This is a genomic window from Thermanaerothrix solaris (assembly GCF_032334255.1).
Lineage (GTDB): Bacteria > Chloroflexota > Anaerolineae > Anaerolineales > Anaerolineaceae > Thermanaerothrix > Thermanaerothrix solaris.
This window is the reverse complement of the sequence record NZ_JAUHMF010000002.1, coordinates 625,640-642,156: the sequence shown is the minus strand read 5'-3', so window position 1 is coordinate 642,156 and position 16,517 is coordinate 625,640. Positions and strand designations below refer to the sequence as shown.

The 16,517-nt window shown below is 57.1% G+C and carries 15 protein-coding genes, 1 tRNA gene and 1 riboswitch; of the genes, 9 read left to right on the top strand and 7 right to left on the bottom strand.

Features of this window, described 5'->3' with window-relative positions; translation table 11 throughout:
• Positions 1-5: 5 nt before the first annotated feature.
• From QYE77_RS11185 to QYE77_RS11150, 8 genes are all read left to right on the top strand, one after another.
• Positions 6-476: an RpiB/LacA/LacB family sugar-phosphate isomerase gene (locus QYE77_RS11185; protein ID WP_315625487.1), complete on the top strand. Its 471-nt coding sequence runs from the start codon at positions 6-8 to the stop codon at positions 474-476.
• A gap of 77 nt (positions 477-553) precedes the next feature.
• Positions 554-1,879 carry a glucose-1-phosphate adenylyltransferase gene (locus QYE77_RS11180; RefSeq protein ID WP_315625486.1) on the top strand — a complete coding sequence of 442 codons (1,326 nt, stop codon included), beginning with the start codon at positions 554-556 and terminating at the stop codon, positions 1,877-1,879.
• Between the two features lie 173 nt (positions 1,880-2,052).
• Positions 2,053-4,899: a cation-translocating P-type ATPase gene (locus QYE77_RS11175; RefSeq protein ID WP_315625485.1), complete on the top strand. Its 2,847-nt coding sequence runs from the start codon at positions 2,053-2,055 to the stop codon at positions 4,897-4,899.
• A gap of 23 nt (positions 4,900-4,922) precedes the next feature.
• Positions 4,923-5,972, top strand: a complete 1,050-nt coding sequence (locus tag QYE77_RS11170; protein WP_315625484.1) for a sugar nucleotidyltransferase — start codon at positions 4,923-4,925, stop codon at positions 5,970-5,972.
• A complete protein-coding gene (locus tag QYE77_RS11165) occupies positions 5,960-6,184 on the top strand; it encodes a hypothetical protein (RefSeq protein WP_315625483.1) in 225 nt (74 codons plus the stop codon). The genes QYE77_RS11170 and QYE77_RS11165 overlap by 13 nt, the downstream gene beginning before the upstream one ends.
• A gap of 29 nt (positions 6,185-6,213) precedes the next feature.
• Positions 6,214-7,413 (top strand): pyridoxal phosphate-dependent aminotransferase, encoded by a 1,200-nt coding sequence (locus tag QYE77_RS11160; RefSeq protein ID WP_315625482.1) that lies wholly within the window; start codon positions 6,214-6,216, stop codon positions 7,411-7,413.
• Between the two features lie 83 nt (positions 7,414-7,496).
• A complete protein-coding gene (icd, locus tag QYE77_RS11155; RefSeq protein WP_315625481.1) occupies positions 7,497-8,906 on the top strand; it encodes an NADP-dependent isocitrate dehydrogenase in 1,410 nt (469 codons plus the stop codon).
• A gap of 167 nt (positions 8,907-9,073) precedes the next feature.
• Positions 9,074-9,334, top strand: a complete 261-nt coding sequence (locus tag QYE77_RS11150; RefSeq protein ID WP_054520204.1) for a stage V sporulation protein S — start codon at positions 9,074-9,076, stop codon at positions 9,332-9,334.
• A gap of 30 nt (positions 9,335-9,364) precedes the next feature.
• On the opposite strand, the gene QYE77_RS11145 is transcribed toward QYE77_RS11150, so the two are convergent.
• The 7 genes from QYE77_RS11145 to QYE77_RS11115 all read right to left on the bottom strand — a co-directional run bounded on the left by QYE77_RS11145 (position 9,365) and on the right by QYE77_RS11115 (position 15,788).
• On the bottom strand, positions 9,365-10,015 hold the full coding sequence (locus QYE77_RS11145; RefSeq protein ID WP_315625480.1) for a deoxynucleoside kinase: 651 nt from the start codon (positions 10,013-10,015) through the stop codon (positions 9,365-9,367).
• The gene (locus QYE77_RS11140; protein WP_315625479.1) at positions 10,012-10,770 is read right to left on the bottom strand and encodes a DsbA family protein; all 759 of its coding nucleotides are present in this window, start codon (positions 10,768-10,770) and stop codon (positions 10,012-10,014) included. The genes QYE77_RS11145 and QYE77_RS11140 overlap by 4 nt, the downstream gene beginning before the upstream one ends.
• Entirely contained in the window at positions 10,763-11,878 is a 1,116-nt protein-coding gene (locus QYE77_RS11135) for a response regulator (RefSeq protein WP_315625478.1), read from the bottom strand. Before QYE77_RS11135 ends, QYE77_RS11140 begins: the two co-directional genes overlap by 8 nt.
• A gap of 88 nt (positions 11,879-11,966) precedes the next feature.
• Positions 11,967-12,899, bottom strand: coding sequence for an ABC transporter ATP-binding protein (locus QYE77_RS11130; RefSeq protein ID WP_315625477.1), 933 nt, complete (start codon positions 12,897-12,899; stop codon positions 11,967-11,969).
• Positions 12,896-13,726: an ABC transporter substrate-binding protein gene (locus tag QYE77_RS11125; protein ID WP_315625476.1), complete on the bottom strand. Its 831-nt coding sequence runs from the start codon at positions 13,724-13,726 to the stop codon at positions 12,896-12,898. The genes QYE77_RS11130 and QYE77_RS11125 overlap by 4 nt, the downstream gene beginning before the upstream one ends.
• A gap of 1 nt (position 13,727) precedes the next feature.
• Positions 13,728-14,729 (bottom strand): FecCD family ABC transporter permease, encoded by a 1,002-nt coding sequence (locus QYE77_RS11120; protein ID WP_315625475.1) that lies wholly within the window; start codon positions 14,727-14,729, stop codon positions 13,728-13,730.
• A 57-nt stretch (positions 14,730-14,786) separates the two neighbouring features.
• Positions 14,787-15,788: an ABC transporter substrate-binding protein gene (locus tag QYE77_RS11115; RefSeq protein WP_315625474.1), complete on the bottom strand. Its 1,002-nt coding sequence runs from the start codon at positions 15,786-15,788 to the stop codon at positions 14,787-14,789.
• Between the two features lie 232 nt (positions 15,789-16,020).
• A riboswitch (cobalamin riboswitch) is annotated at positions 16,021-16,163 on the bottom strand.
• A 92-nt stretch (positions 16,164-16,255) separates the two neighbouring features.
• Between QYE77_RS11115 and QYE77_RS11110 the strand changes: the two genes are divergently transcribed.
• Positions 16,256-16,333, top strand: a tRNA-Pro gene (locus tag QYE77_RS11110).
• Positions 16,334-16,517: the final 184 nt, after the last annotated feature.

Genomic DNA, 16,517 nt, shown 5'->3' with positions numbered 1-16,517 from the left:
TTGCGATGAAACTGGCTGTGGGCGCCGATGAACGCACCTATGTTGTAGAAGAAGTGCTGAAATATCTTGAAGCCGAGGGGCACCAGGTCACGTATTATGGCCCTGCCGTAGGCGAAAGTTACACCACCCCCGAGACCTATTGGCCGGCTGTGGCGCGCCGCGTCGCTGAGGCGTTGGTCAAAGGCGAGGCCGATGAGGGCATCCTATTCTGCTGGACTGGCACCGGGGTTAGCATTGCCGCCAACAAAGTCCGCGGCATTCGAGCCGCGCTGTGCGTGGATGCTGAAACCGCCCGCGGCGCCCGCCTGTGGAATAACGCCAACGTGCTTTGCCTCTCTTTGCGCTTGACATCGTGGCCGGTTGCCAAAGAGATCCTAACGGCCTGGTTCAAAACCCGCTATCAGCCTAACCCCACTGATGATACTTGTCTGGCACAAATTGCAGAATTGGAGAGGACATCCACCTTATCGCTATGAATTTTCTAGTGTATTGGTGCGTGCATTGGGGCAGAAAAATCTGTAAAATAGGTTTAAACGTGTGAAAAGGAGGCCCCATGCCAACATTAGATGAGGTATTAGCCGTCATTTTAGGAGGTGGTCGAGGGACGCGCCTTTTTCCTCTGACGCTTTTACGGTCTAAGCCCGCCGTGCCAATCGCCGGAAAGTACCGCCTGATTGACATCCCCATCAGTAACTGCATCAACTCCGGCATCTTTCGCATTGCTGTACTGACGCAGTACAACTCGGTCTCCTTACACCGCCACATTACCAATACCTATCAATTCGACAATTTTCACCGCGGCTGGGTGCAGATTTGGGCCGCCGAACAGACCCTTTCCAGCAGCGATTGGTATCAAGGCACCGCCGATGCCGTACGTAAGCAACTCTTCGAAATTCGCGCCACCCGTGCCCGCTACGTGCTCATCCTGGCCGGCGATCATCTTTACCGCATGAACTACGCCCCGATGTTCCGCCAGCACCTGGAAAGCGGTGCCGAGATCACCGTTGCGGTGAAGCCCGTTCCCACGTCCGAAGCCCCTCGCTTTGGCATTCTCAAGCGCGACCTCACCGGGCGCATCGTCCGCTTCGCCGAAAAGCCCAAGGATCCTGACTTGCTAGCCGAAATGGTCAGTCGCGATGACCCCGAACGCCCTTACATCGGTTCGATGGGAATCTATCTCTTCAACATTGAAACCCTGATTAAACTTCTGGAAGAACATCCCGAATTTGATGACTTCGGTGGCGAGGTTATTCCCTACGCCATCAACTATCATCACGTATATTCCTACGATTTTGATGGCTATTGGGAAGACATTGGAACCATCCGTTCGTTTTACGAGACCAACCTCGCCCTGACCGATCCGAATCCACCCTTCAATTTCTTCGATCCCGAGTTTCCCATTTACTCGCACCCCCGCTTTCTGCCCGGCTCCACCATTGAGCGCAGCGTCTTGGAAAACGTTCTGCTCGCCGAAGGGTGCTGTATCCGCAATGCCGAGATTCGCCGCTCGGTGATTGGGCTACGCAGCCGCATCCGCAACGGTGCGCGTATCGAGAACACGGTGCTGATGGGCGCTGATTATTACGAAAAAGTGGGTTGTGAAGATTACGATGAGACCATGCTGGGCACGGTACCGATTGGCATTGGGCCGGGTTGCGAGATTTCCGGCGCCATCATTGATAAAAATGCCCGCATTGGCCGTGGCGTGATCATCCGCCCCTTCCCGCGCGGCACCGACCTGGATGGCAATGGCTGGGTGGTGCGCGATGGCATCGTGGTCATCCCTAAAGACGGGATCATTCAGCCGGGCACGTACATTGGCCCGGAGTTGAAGCCTCCGGAACCTAAGGCACAGGTGGTGGAAACGGAAAAAATTTAGCCCGTACCAGGGCCCAAAACTACTCTTATTCCTGATACGACCCGAGGGGGCGGGGAATTTGTGCTTCCTTTGGCAGAGAGGGGTAGAATTAAGCAGGGACTGCCCGGGCGGGGTTTTTATCCCCTCACCGGGATAACTTGTGTCCCTTTAACGTCATTTCAGGGAGCTATTGCATGACAGTTTCGATCGCCAAAACCACCGAACCACCCTCCGCAACCTTACCGCCTTCGGATTTGAATATCGCCTGGCATGCCCTCAACGCTCATGAGACCGTCCGACGCCTGCGCACACCTCTAGAAACCGGCCTGACCAGCGAAGAAGCCCAGCGTCGTCTGGCGCAATTTGGACCAAATCAACTGGTTGAGCCCAAACGTCGCACCTTCCTGCAAATGGTGATCGGGCAATTAAATAATTTCGTGGTCATCTTGCTGATTGTGGCAGCCATCATATCCGGCGCCATCAGCCTTTCTCAAGGTGAACCGTTGGTGGATTCCGCCGCCATTATCGCCATTGTCGTCTTGAACGCTGTGCTCGGCGTCATCCAAGAAAGTCGCGCGGAGCAGGCCCTGGCTGCCTTGCGGCAGTTAGCAGCCCCCGAAGCCCAGGTACTACGGGATGGACGGCGCCAAACCATCCCCGCGCGGGACCTGGTGCCCGGTGATATCGTCTTTCTAGAGGCTGGCAACTACGTCCCGGCCGACCTGCGCTTGCTCGAGGCTGTCAACCTGCGCATCGAAGAAGCCGCTCTGACCGGTGAGTCGGTGGCGGTTGAGAAAGACGCTACCAGCCTGCTCCAAGAGGATGCGCCCCTGGGTGACCGCAAGAATACGGCGTTTATGGGCACTCTGGTGGTCTATGGCCGCGGACGCGGGGTGGTGGTCAGCACCGGTATGCGCACGCAACTGGGTATGATTGCCACCATGCTTCAGACCATGGAAGAAGAAGAGACGCCCCTCCAGCGGAAACTCGACCAACTAGGTAAAACCCTGGGCATCGCTGCCCTGGTCATTTGTGGGCTGGTTTTCCTCACAGGCATCCTGCAGGGCGGGAATGTTTTGGAGATGTTCATGGTCGCCGTTAGTCTGGCCATCGCTGCCGTGCCCGAGGGGTTACCCGCCATTGTCACCATCAGCCTGGCATTAGGCATGCGCGAGATGATTCGCCGCCATGCCCTGATCCGCCGCCTTTCGTCGGTTGAAACCCTGGGTTCGGCTACGGTGATCTGCTCGGACAAAACCGGCACCCTCACCCAAAATGCCATGACCGTCAGGCGTTTGTGGGTGGATGGCACCTTCATTGACGTGAGCGGACATGGCTATAGCCCCCAAGGTGAGTTCAGCATCCATGGGCAGCCGTTGGATTTTAACCAATACCCCGCAGTTCTCACCGCGCTGTGGATCGGCGCGCTCAACAACGACGCCGTTCTCGAAGTGAACACCAACAATGGTGAAAACGCCTACCGCATCGTGGGGGATCCTACCGAAGGGGCATTGTTGGTCGCGGCAGCTAAAGCCGGCGCCCTCCCCGAACAACTCCAAATGGCCTATCCCCGCGAAGAGGAGGTGCCCTTTGATTCGGTGCGCAAACGCATGGTCACCGTTCACGCCGTGCGCGCCCCTCGCCCCGAGGACGCCTCACCGTTCGGCGCAGAGGTGGCACCTGATCTGCACGTCGTCACCGTCAAGGGCGCACCAGATGAGGTACTCCGTCTGTGCCGCTATTATCAGGATCGTTACGATCAACCTCAACCGCTCGATGACGCCGCTCGCCAGCGCATTTTAGCCGCTAACGATGCAATGACCCGTGAGGCGCTGCGAGTCCTGGGCGTTGCCTACCGCGTCATTCCGGCGCTCCCGGAGCAAGCGGATCCTGAAGCCTTGGAACGCGACCTCGTCTTTGTAGGCTTAATCGGCATGATAGATCCGGCCCGCCCCGAGGTGATCCCTGCGTTGCAAAAAGCCGCCCGTGCCGGCATTCGCACAATCATGATTACCGGCGATTACCCGAACACCGCACGCGCCATTGCCGAAACAATTGGGCTGTTACGGCCTCAGCATCAGGTCTTAACCGGTGCTCAGTTGGATGCCATGGATGACGCTACGCTGCAGGCCGAAGTTCAGCGCACCGATGTTTTTGCCCGCGTTTCGCCCCAACATAAATTGCGCATTGTAGAAGCCCTCAAAGCCAACGGCGAGATCGTGGCCATGACCGGGGATGGCGTCAATGACGCCCCCGCCATCAAACGCGCCGATATCGGCATTGCTATGGGCATCACCGGCACCGATGTGGCGAAAGAGACCGCTGACATGGTGTTGACAGATGATAACTATGCCAGCATCGTTGCCGCCGTCGAGCAAGGGCGCATCATTTACAGCAATATTCGCAAGTTCGTCTATTACCTGATCTCATGTAACCTCGCGGAAATCTTTATTATCTTTCTTCCCACCGCCTTCGGGCGCTGGCTCTTTCCAGCCCTCGGGCGCGTCCTCTCGCCCCTTTTGCCGATCCAGTTGCTCTGGCTTAATTTGATTACCGATGGCGCGCCGGCATTGGCCTTGGGCACCGAAAAAGGCGACCCCGATATTATGCAGCACCCGCCACGTCCACCCAAGGAACCCATTATTAACCGGTTCATGCAAATTGGCGTGGCCGTGCAAACCGTAGCCATCACGGCGGCTACCCTCATCGCCTTCAGCCTGGGCTTGCGTGAGGATACCACCCTGGCCGGCACGCTGGCCTTCGTCACCCTTTCCAGTTCTGAATTGCTTCGGGCTTACACCGCGCGCTCCGAACGCTATCCCCTGCTCAAAATCGGTTTATTCAGCAATCGCTGGATGAATCTGGCCGTGCTCAGTTCGCTGGCTTTGTTGCTCATGGTCGTGTATGTGCCGTTCTTCAACCCCATCTTCGCTACCGTCCCGCTCTCATGGGCGCAGTGGAAACTCATCCTGCCCTTGATCTTCCTGCCCGCGGTGGTAGCCGAGATGACCAAGGTTGTGTTAAGCATGCGTAAGGCGTAGTCTGAGTTAGCAATGATACAATTATGGTGAGAGACTCAATCCATCATCCTATGGAGGCAGGCTTGACGCACACGCTCACCATCGCGATCCCTATGGCCGGCTGGGGCACGCGCATGCGCCCCCATACCTGGAGCAAGCCCAAACCCCTACTCCCTCTGGCAGGTAAAACCGTTTTAGATTACGTCTTGGCACAATTCAACAGCGTGCCCGCCTCTTTCAAAATCGAGTATGTTTTCATCGTCGGACCTGGGCAGCAAACCGCCATCGAAGCGCATATGCAACAGCACCATCCCGACCTCACCGTGCATTACGTGGTGCAAGAGGTCATGCGTGGACAATCGGATGCGCTCCATCTGGCTCGGGAGTATCTACACGGCCCCATGCTCATGGCATTTTCAGACACGCTGATCGAAACCGACCTCTCATTCCTCGCCCACACCGACGTAGACGGTATTGCCTGGGTCAAACCGGTGCCAGATCCGCGGCGCTTTGGGGTCGCCGAGGTGAACGCTGAGGGCTGGGTGACCCGCCTGATTGAAAAGCCCCAAGACCTTTCTAACAACCTGGTAGTGGTGGGTTTTTATTATTTCCGCAGTGGCGAAGCCCTGGTGGCAGCCATTGAAGAGCAGATGCAACGAGGGCTGGCATTGCGCGGCGAGTACTTTCTGGCCGATGCCATCAACATCTTACTCGAACGCGGCGCCCGCTTCCGCACCCAAAAGGTGGACATCTGGCTGGATGCTGGGATCCCCGAGGCCCTTTTAGAAACCAACCGATACTTGCTAGAACACGGACACGATAACAGCGCCGAAGTTATCCAGCGCGCCGGTGTCGCTGTGATACCGCCGGTTTACGTCCACCCCGATGCCCAATTGAACAATGTCGTGATCGGACCGCATGTGTCTGTTGGGCGGGGCTGCGTCTTGGAATCCTGCGTGATTAGTGACAGCGTGCTGGATGAAGGATCCCACATCCGTAATACGGTGCTAACGGGGTCTCTGGTAGGGCGGCGGGTGCGCTTTGAGGGAACGCCCCATCGCCTGAATCTGGGAGATGACGCATGGGTGAAATGAAACCCGATCCGGTTGAATGCCACTCCGGATATGAGTACGCCGAACGCCCGCTGGCGATTCATTGGGAGGGAGAGCGCCTTGAAATCGAGGCCATCGAAGACCGGTGGCGCATTCCCGGCGGTAAATGCTTTCGCGTCCGCGTGCGTGATGGACGGCGCTTTGAGTTGTTTTATGGCGAACTTTATGACGAATGGCGGGTTAACCTGTTATAAGATCTTATTGTAAGAAGGAGCCAGAGCCTATGACCTCCACCTCTTCTACCCTCCCTACTCCGTCTACCCGCACCACATACCTCTCGCAACGGGTGGTCAGCCTCAAGCCCTCCGGCATTCGGCGCTTCTTTGACATTGCCGCTACTATGAAGGATGTCATCTCCTTGGGCATCGGTGAGCCCGATTTCGACACCCCACCCTCCGTCATCGAAGCCGGCATCCAGGCGCTGCGCAACGGCCAGACCCACTACACATCGAACGCAGGCATCCTCGAATTGCGCCAGGCCCTGGCCGCACACCTGGAACGGCTCTACGGCGTGAGTTATGACCCCCAAACCGAGATCATCATCACCGTGGGTGGTTCGGAAGCCCTCTACCTGGCGGCAACGGCGTTGCTCGACCCCGGTGATGAAGTGATCATCCCTACCCCGTGTTTCGTTTCTTATCAGGCTCAGGTCTATCTGGCTGGCGGGGTACCAATCGAGATCCCCTGCCGTATGGAAGACAACTTTGATGTCAACCCCCAGGCGATTGAAGCCGCCATCACACCCCGTACCAAAGCCATCTTGATCGGCTTTCCCAATAACCCTACCGGCGCCGTGGCTACCCGCGAGCGCCTGTTAGAAATCGCCCGCCTGGCCGAGAAACACGATTTGATTGTGATCTCGGATGAAATCTATGACCGCCTGGTATACGGCGGGCACCAACATGTGTGCTTCCCCTCCCTGCCGGGGATGAAGGGACGTTCTTTGCTCTTGGGTGGATTCTCTAAAGACTACGCCATGACCGGTTGGCGCATCGGCTATGCCTGCGGGCCCCAGCACCTGATGCAAGGATTGCTGCGCGTGCACCAGTATACCGTGATGTCGGCACCAACTATGTCCCAGATTGCTGCCCTTACCGCGCTTTACGATCGTGATGAGGCGGTGCAGATGATGGTTGAGGAATACGACCGCCGCCGCCGTCTAATCGTCAGCGAATTAAATCGGATGGGATTACCTACCTTTGAACCCAAAGGGGCTTTCTATGCCTTTCCTAAGGTAAGCGTTACCGGTCTGGATGATGAAACCTTTGCCCAGCGTCTGCTCCAGGAAGAGCACGTCGCCGTGGTGCCCGGATCGGCATTCGGTGCCGGTGGTGAGGGGTTTGTGCGTTGTTCCTACGCCACTGCCTACGAGAAAATCGAGGAAGCCTTGCGCCGAATTGAACGCTTTTTGAAGCGGCTGTAAGCGTGGCCTGCGCCATTATTCCCAATCCGACCCCATAAGGCGTGATATAATCCGCCGATAATCACGGCCTTGGAGGAGACACCATGACCTATCAATTGATTCAGATTCCCCAGGGTGGGGAGGCGATTCGTTTTGCTGAAGGGCGCTTACAGGTGCCCGATAATCCAATTATCCCCTATGTTGAAGGGGACGGCACCGGGCGCGATATCTGGCGCGCGGCGGTGCGCGTTTTTGATGCCGCCGTTGCCCGTGCTTACGGAAGCCGCCGTAAAATTTTCTGGATGGAGGTTTATGCCGGAGAGAAATCCTTCCGCCAATTCAACACCTGGCTGCCGGATGAAACGCTTCGGGCCTTCGAGGAGTTCCGCGTCGGCATAAAGGGCCCTTTAACCACGCCTATCGGTGGGGGCATTCGCTCGCTCAACGTCGCGTTACGTAAAGCCCTGGATCTCTACGTTTGCCTGCGCCCGGTGCGCTATTTTAAGGGCGTGCCCTCACCCGTACGTCAGCCCGAATTGGTGGATATGGTCATTTTTCGCGAGAACACCGAGGATATTTACACCGGGATTGAGTTTCAGCACGGCACACCGGAGGCCGAGCGCTTCAAGGCTTTACTACGCGAACACTTCCCGGATCAGTTTGCCAAGATCCGCTTTCCGGAGACCGCTGGATTCAGCCTCAAGCCCATCTCAGTGCAGGGCACTGAGCGCCTGGTGCGTGCCGCCGTCCGCTGGGCATTAGAGAACCGCCGCCGCAGCGTGACCCTGGTGCACAAAGGCAACATCATGAAATTCACCGAGGGCGCTTTCCGCGATTGGGGCTATGCGTTGGCTAAGCGCGAGTTTCGCCACCAAATCGTCACCGAACGGGAATCATGGATACTGGCTAATCGCGAGCAAAACCCTGACCTGAGCATTGAAGAAAACGCCCGTTTGATCGAACCGGGCTACGACATGCTCCCACCAGAGCAGCAAGCCAAGGTGCGCGCCGAGGTTGAAGACACCCTGGCCACACTCTGGTCCACCCATGGTAACGGGCAGTGGAAACGCCTCTTGCTGGTCAAGGATACGATTGCCGATGTGACTTTCCAGCATGTACTTACTCGTCCGCGCGACTTTGACGTCCTCGCCACTCCCAACCTCAATGGCGATTATCTCTCCGATGCGTTGGCCGCCCAGGTCGGGGGAATTGGCATCGCTCCTGGCGCGAACATTAATTTTGAGAGCGGGCACGCTATTTTCGAAGCCACCCATGGCACCGCCCCTAAATATGCCGACCTGGATAAGGTTAATCCGGGCTCGGTGATCCTCTCCGGTGAAATGATGTTGCGTTTTCTCGGCTGGCATGAAGCGGCGGATCTGATCATCAAGGGTATGGAAGGCGCCATCGCTGCCCGCACCGTCACTTACGACTTCGCCCGCCTGATGCCCGATGCCACCGAGGTGCGCTGTTCTGAATTCGGGGATGCGATTATCCGCCACATGGACGATTGAATTGACCGCCCATCGCTCCAAAGTCTATCTGCCTTTTGCCCGCTGAAAATTCCTGCGCAATTTGACTTGAATGCACAAATTATTTTCGCTACAATGAAATACACAATTAATTATCATGCAGGGAGCATGTTGCACGTGGGCTAAACACCGTGGAAAAGGAGCGCGCAATGGACGTCATCAAGGTCAAGGCTAATTCCCGCACCGCAGCCGTAGCAGGAGCCATCGCCGGCGTAGTCCGCGAGCACAAACGGGCCGAGGTGCAGGCCATCGGCGCCGGCGCCGTCAATCAAGCCATCAAAGCGTTGGTGCTGGCCAGGGGGTATTTGATGGAGGACGGAATCTCCATCGTATGCATCCCCGAGTTTGTGGATGTGGACATCGAGGGCAAAATTCGCACCGCGATCAAATTGATCGTCGAACCACGCTAAACCTGAGCGCTCCACACAAAGGTGCAGGGGTCAGGCCACTTCTGCGGGGTCAAAACGGACTTCTTCTTTACCAGTCAGTTTTTCCTGCACCTTTTGCAGGACTAATTCAAAGTGGCGTGGGCGCGCGACATAGTCCAGGTCGTCGGCAGGCACTGTCAGGACCGGACATAGGGTGAACCCTGCCACCCACGCCTCATATAATGAATTGAGTCGTTCCAAATACATCAAAGGAATTTCGCGCTCGTAGGGACGGCGACGCTGAGCAATGCGCCGCTGGAGTGTCGCTGTCGAGGCCCGCAAGTAAATCATCAGATCCGGCGGGGTCAGGCAATCGCACGCGGCCTGGTAAAGCGCGCGGTAGGTGGCATAATCCCGTTCGCTTAGAGCACCTTGCAGATAAAGGCCCTGGGCAAAGATCTCGGCGTCCTCGTATAAACTGCGATCCTGCACCGCCGAATTGGGACTGCGCTGGATTTGAAGATGGATGCGCAGGCGGTGCGCCAGGAAAAAGACCTGCGAATGAAACGCCCAGGCCTGCATATCGCGATAAAAGTCCCCCAGATAGGGGTTTTCCACCTCAGGTTCGTAGTACGGTTGCCAACCCAGGCGTTCGCACAACAAACGCACCAGGGTAGATTTGCCCACCCCGATGTTACCCGCCACAATAATGTATTTTTTCATTTGCTGAGTTTCCCCGCCAGTTCCAGATCAATGACTTGTTGGAAAACCTCAAACGGCTGTGCGCCAATGAGGGCAATGCCGTTGATAAAGAATGTCGGGGTGGAGTTGATCCCCAGGTCAGCGGCATAGGTGTAATCGCCCTCAACCTCGGCCTGGTAACGCCGTTCATCCAGACAGGTGGTGAACTGATCGAGGTTCAGGTTCAGGCGCTTGGCATATGCTAAATACGTCTCTCGCCCCAATTCTTGCCTACCACTAAAAAGCAAATCGTGAAACTCCCAGAACTTACCCTGTTCGTGGGCACAATCAGCCGCCTCAGCCGCCGGGGCCGCTTCGGGATGAATGCTGTAAAGCGGAAAATCACGGTACACCAGGCGCACCTTGTCACCATAAGCGGCCTGGATTTTCGGCCAGACCTGCACATGCCAGCGCTGGCAATACGGGCATTGAAAATCGCTGAACTCAATGATCGTGATGGGAGCATTTTCCGGACCCAGCACCGGATCATCATCCACTGGCACGTCGTAACGCGTCACCTGGCGCGGGGCATCGGCTTCAGTCTGCTGTGCCACCAGTTGCGCTTTTAAATCGGCCACCTGGCGACCCCAAATGCCGTAACCCGCGGCTAAACCCAGCAGAAAAACAACTAGACCAAGGCCTAAAACTCCCCACCAGGGTAAAGGTTTACGCGAAATTACCGCCGATGACGTTGCAGGGGATGACGTAGTCTCAAGAGGTAAGGGCGATTCATTCATTGTCATTCTCAGTTGATTCCTCGGCTTCAGAATCGGGCGCTAAACCTAAACGGCGCGCTTCCTCATAGGTGAGGGCTTCAGGGGTAAGCAAAGAAACCGCCTCGTCTTTCACGGCGGCTTCCCAAAAGGCATCAATCGCCTGCGGATCGGCAGGAAGTGACGGTTGTTCCAGGCTTTCTACCAAGGGTTGAAGTTCGGTGGCTTCTACTGGTAGCACCTCGACCGGCACAACTTCAGCGTCCACGCCGGGGGGCAGTGTCAAGGGCAGTTCTGGAGGCGGCGGCGCCGTAGTGACGGTGAGGTAGCCCACCCCCATCTCATCCAAAATGCGCGCGACTTCTTGCGCCGCTTGGAGCACGGCTTCAAACGCCAACGGCAATCTCACCACACTCTCATTCGCGGGAACGACCAACACCAACGCAAACACCCCCACTGGCGCAAAGAGCAGGTCCACCTCGGCACCTTTTAACGCTGTAACCCCTTGCGGCGGGCCAGGGCGAATCAGGCGCGAGACTTTAATCCCAGCGCTGAGCGCCGCCATTAAGGGTGGAATCCATTCGTGTTCAAAATAAGCCGGCAGCCACTCACCGGCCTGGGCGACAATGTGCCCTCGATCATCCAGTAAAAAGACCGCATGGGCGTTCAAGGTCTGACGTAGACGCCCCAGGCGCGCTGCCAGCCGGGGTGTTTCCTCCCCCGTACTGGATGCAGTATCAGCGGGCGGAGGTGGTGCAGTAGGCATCCCCAGCACCTCAGCCACCGCATCCAGAAAGGTATTCATACTGAGGGGCTTACGCAGAAAACGCACTGCGCCAACTTCCTGTGCGCGCTGCGCCAATCCTTCCTCAGTAAGCGCCGTGATTAAGATGCAGGGCGTCTGAGGAAAGCGCTGGTGCAACTTCTTGACCAGGTCAAAGCCCGACATCCCTGGCAAGCGAATGTCGGCAATCATCAGGTCAGCACCCTGGCGGGAAACATCCAGCAGGGCTTCCTCGGCCGAAGGTACTACATGGATCTCCAACGCTGGATCAAGGGTCAACAGGGCGCTGCGTAACATGCGCCCTAATTCCAGTGTATCCTCAACAATCAATACCCGCCGCGCGGCCATCGGCTTTCACCTGATTGGTTTCAGTTGAGGCTATTATACAGGATTTTGCCACCTTCAATCGGGTCTGAAAGACCTTTTACCCTCTGCTTTAAGCAGGGTACGACGACCGCGAGGATGCCGAGGAAAGCCACTGCTCTGCCCCAAGCCCGGGGGCCGTGGTCATACCATCCTCGTCCGGTGGGAGCGGAATGAACAAAGGATAACCATCCGGTGCGGCCTCGGTCATCACAATAGTGACACCAAACGCCCGGCTCAGCACCTCCGGCTGGAGCACCTCTTGCGGCGTGCCCCATGCCCACAAACGCCCTGCCACCAAAAGCGCCACCCGATCCGCATAACGAACGGCGTGGTTAAGATCATGCAGTACCATCAATACCCCCCGCCGTGGGAACGATGAGGTGGCGCCATTGTCGGCCAAGTGACGCAGATGCGCCAGCAGGGTCACCTGATACTGCCAATCCAAGTGGGTGGTAGGTTCATCCAAGAGCAGAAACGGCGTCTGTTGCGCCAGCGCGCGCGCCAACAGGACCCGTTGCACCTCACCGCCGGAGAGTTCATCCAGACGGCGTTCAGATAAGTGGGTGGCTTCCACCTGCGCTAGGGCTTGGCGGGCAATACTTTCGTCCTGGGGTGATGTCTGTCCCAGGATATTCAGGTAGGGCGTGCGCCCTAATAGCACCGTCTGCCAAACGGTAAAGACAGTAGGCAATTGGCTGATCTGCGGCACTACCGCCAGGTAGCGCGCCCGCTGCCAGGGTGAAGCCTGCCCCAGATCAACATCACCGATGTGGATTTTGCCATCATCGGGCGTGAGCACGCCGCTGATCGCCCGGATCAATGTGGATTTACCGGCGCCATTAGGGCCGATCAGCGCCACAATCTGCCCGCGTTCCAGACTGAGCGAAATATCCTCCAAGACACGCCGTCCTTGTAAGACGACCGTCACATGCTCAACCGACAGTTTACCAGCTGCCTCTGGATCAACCAAGGCCGACGTCATCTTCCTAACGTTTAGGTTCACGCTACCACCTCCCTCAGACGCGCTTGCAGCCAAGCCGCGGTCTCTAACAGCGAAGGCCCATCATGAATCAGATTCTGCCCGCGCTGTACGGTCGAAACAATCACCCGTAAATCGGGAAGCATCTTATCCCACCCGCGCTCGCGTTTCAATGGTTCTGCATCTACCGGAAAATCCGGTTCGGAAAAGAGCACCCACACCTGTGGCTGCGCCGCCACCACTGCAGTTAGATCCAACGGCAGATAAGCCGCCGCACGGGTTCCGAAAATATTCTGCCCTCCGGCAATTTCGATCGCATCATGGATGAACGTGAGTGCACCGGGTGTGCGCGGGTGTGGTCCAAACCAGAGTTCGGCATAAACCCGCGGACGAGGTTGCGGCGCACGGACGGCTACCTCCATCCAACCTGCCTGCCAGCGCGCCACCAGTGCGCGCGCTGCTTGCACGGTATCCATTAAGCCACCCAGCACAATCACGTTCTCCCATATGCCATAGATGCTGTTTGGCAGCGGTAGTACAAACACTGGCCATCCCTGGCGCACAAGATTTTGTGCCAAAGAGCGCTGCACTCCCGTGGTCAGCAAAATGAGGTCCGGCTGTAACTCGTGCAAAAGAGATTCATCTACATGCAGGTAATCACCCACGACCGGCACGTTCAAGTTGGGCACATAACGCCCACAGTAGGCAGAAACCCCAACCACCCGCTCACCACACCCCATGGCAAACAACGCCTCCGTCCATCCCGAAACCAGACTTACCACCCGCCGTGGGGGGTAGAGAAACTCTACCTTCTGCCCTAACGCATCACAGAACAAACGGCGCTTTGTCATCTTAACCTATCCCTTGGGTTTTGCTACGTCGCAAGAGCCAAAGGAAGAACGGCGCACCCGCCAGGGCTGTAATGACCCCTACCGGCAGTTCCTGAGGTGCAAGCAACACCCGCGCCAACACATCCGCCAGCAGTAATGCCGTTGCCCCACCCAAGATACTGTGCGGGATCAACGCCCGATAATCCGGGCCAAAAAGCAGACGCATAACATGGGGAACAATGAGCCCAATAAAACCGATGATCCCGGCAAAGGCGACCGCGGCGGCAGTGCTTAGAGCAGCTGCCAGCAAGATGACCATGCGCACACGCGGCACGTTCAATCCCAACTGCTGCGCCTGCTCATCCCCAAACTGCAAGACGTTCAACGCATGCCCACTGATCATTAACCCACCTAATCCTAATAAAAGATATGGCAACATAACGCCCACGGCCTGCCATCCCCCTAGGGCGGCACCTCCCAGTAACCAGGCCAATGCCCGCCGCAACTCGCCGGTGGAGCGTAACATCAAAAACGAGGTCAAAGCCGAGGCGAAGGACGAAACTGCCACCCCGGCCAGGATCAGATTTGCCGTCGGCAGCGCCTGCCCACTGCGCGCCAGGGCCATCACCACCAACACAGTGATCATCGCGGCGAGAAAAGCCGCCGCCGGCACCGCCATCAGCCCCCAAAACGAGTAGGGCCAGCGCAAACTCATGGCAAGCACCGCCCCAAAACCGGCTCCCGAAGCCACACCGATCAGATAGGGATCGGCAAGAGGGTTGCGGAAAAGCCCTTGATAAGCGGCACCACTTCCGCCCAGGGCGGCGCCGGTTAATGCAATCAACACCGTTCGCGGCAGGCGAATCTCCCATAAGATGGTATGATGCGCGGAATTCGCCGCTTGGCCAAACAATGCCCGCCAGATTTCCCCTAACGGGATGCTCACGGCGCCAATGTGCACGCTTAGCACTAATGCCGCCCCCAGGGCCAGGATTAGGATGATCCAAGAAGAGGTCTTTTTCATTATTGGCAAGGTTGCGGCCCGAACCTGATCTTACCATCAGGATCGGGCCCAAAGGATTTATTTGAAGATTTCAGGGTGTAGGATTCTGGCCAGGTTCTCCAGCGCATCCACCAGGCGCGGGCCGGGGCGACTGATGGTGTCGTCATCAAAGGGGATGACCCGCCCCTCTTTGACTGCACGCAGGCTGCCCCATCCGGGACGTTGGGCTACACTTTCCGGCGTGATGCCCCATTTGGCATCCCCCAGCAGGATAATATCAGGGTCCGCCGCCACAATTTGCTCCAGGCTCATCTGCGCCCAAGCGCTATCGAGCTTAGCCGCGATATTCATGCCTCCGGCGCGGGCGATCAGCGCATCGTGGAACGAGCCGGGACCAGCCGTCCAGGGTTTGGCCGGGTCTTGAGATGCATCCAGTTCATAAAAGACCGTCGGCTTCTGGTTGATGGTGGCAATCTTGGCATCCACTGCCGCCACCCGTGCTTTAAGGCTCTCAATCAGGGCGGTGGCCTCTGCCTCCCTCCCAATCAGCCTTCCGACGGCCTCAAGATTGGCATATAGGTCTTCCAGCACGACCGGGTTGGGTACCAGGAACACTGTCAAGCCAGCATCTTCCATCGCCTTGACCTGTTCAGGGGATTGAATCCCAGCGGCCAGCACCAGGTCTGGCTGGAGAGCCACCAGTTGTTCTAGGTTGAGCGTCTCCCAAGTGGAGCCAATATCGGGCACCGTGGTAACTTCAGGGGGAAAATCCGAAAACGAATCACGCGCGATCACTTGACCCGCAGCGCCCAAAGCAAACAAAATCTCGGTATTCGAAGGCGCCAGCGAGATGATGCGCTGCGCTGGGGCGGCCAGCATAACCACCCGCCCCAAGCCATCCGTGGCGGAGATTTGGGCAGGGGTGGAGGTGGCACCAACCGTAGGTGCCGACGTTACCGTTGGCAGGACTATCCGTGTTTCGGTCATGGTTGGCGTTACCGCAGGTGTGGCCGAAACACAGGCCGTCAGCGTCAGGATTAAGAACAAAGTCAGAGCCAGAAAACGAGATAATGGTTTCATTGTTGGTCACTCCACAAAAAAGGGAACTTTTGAAGTGAAAGAATAACTCGCAGGGCTTGAAGCAAAGCCCAGTTCACATGGCCAAAAGGCCAGTCAGATGGATTCAAATTCGCGTCATCGTCGTTTCATCCGCGGCTCCGGCATTCAAAACACGACCTCCCTGTCGGGGTGACAGGGAGGTGAGAAACCAAGGCTGCCAGAGCATCGGTTCCCACCTCCTTTCCACGAGAGGTTGGCGAACCCCTACCGGGCGGGCGACCTGGCTTAGAGGACCTTAGCCCTCCTCACAGTTGCGGGACAGCACCGGACTTGCACCGGTTTCGCCTTTAAGCCGCTCCATCCGGGGAGACAGGCACCCGGCAGGTATTATGAGGTTGTCAAACTGAGATGATTGTAAGCGCGGGCGAGGTTCTTGTCAAGAAAAGGATTGCCAAAACGGCTCTTCCCGACTATAATAACGCATGTCTCGGGGCGTGGCGCAGCCCGGCTAGCGCGCTTGCATGGGGTGCAAGAGGTCCTGGGTTCAAATCCCAGCGCCCCGACCAATAAAACCTGACCTCCTTTCATCACGGCTCGTACAAGAGCCGTTTTTTAATCTTCGACATAAAGATTTCTATACCTCTACATTGAATAGACAACGGGCATTAACGGGATAATTGAGTATCTTCCCTAAATCCATAACCTGCTATAATCATTTTAGCGGGGTTGTATCGCGTGTCATAACTCCCT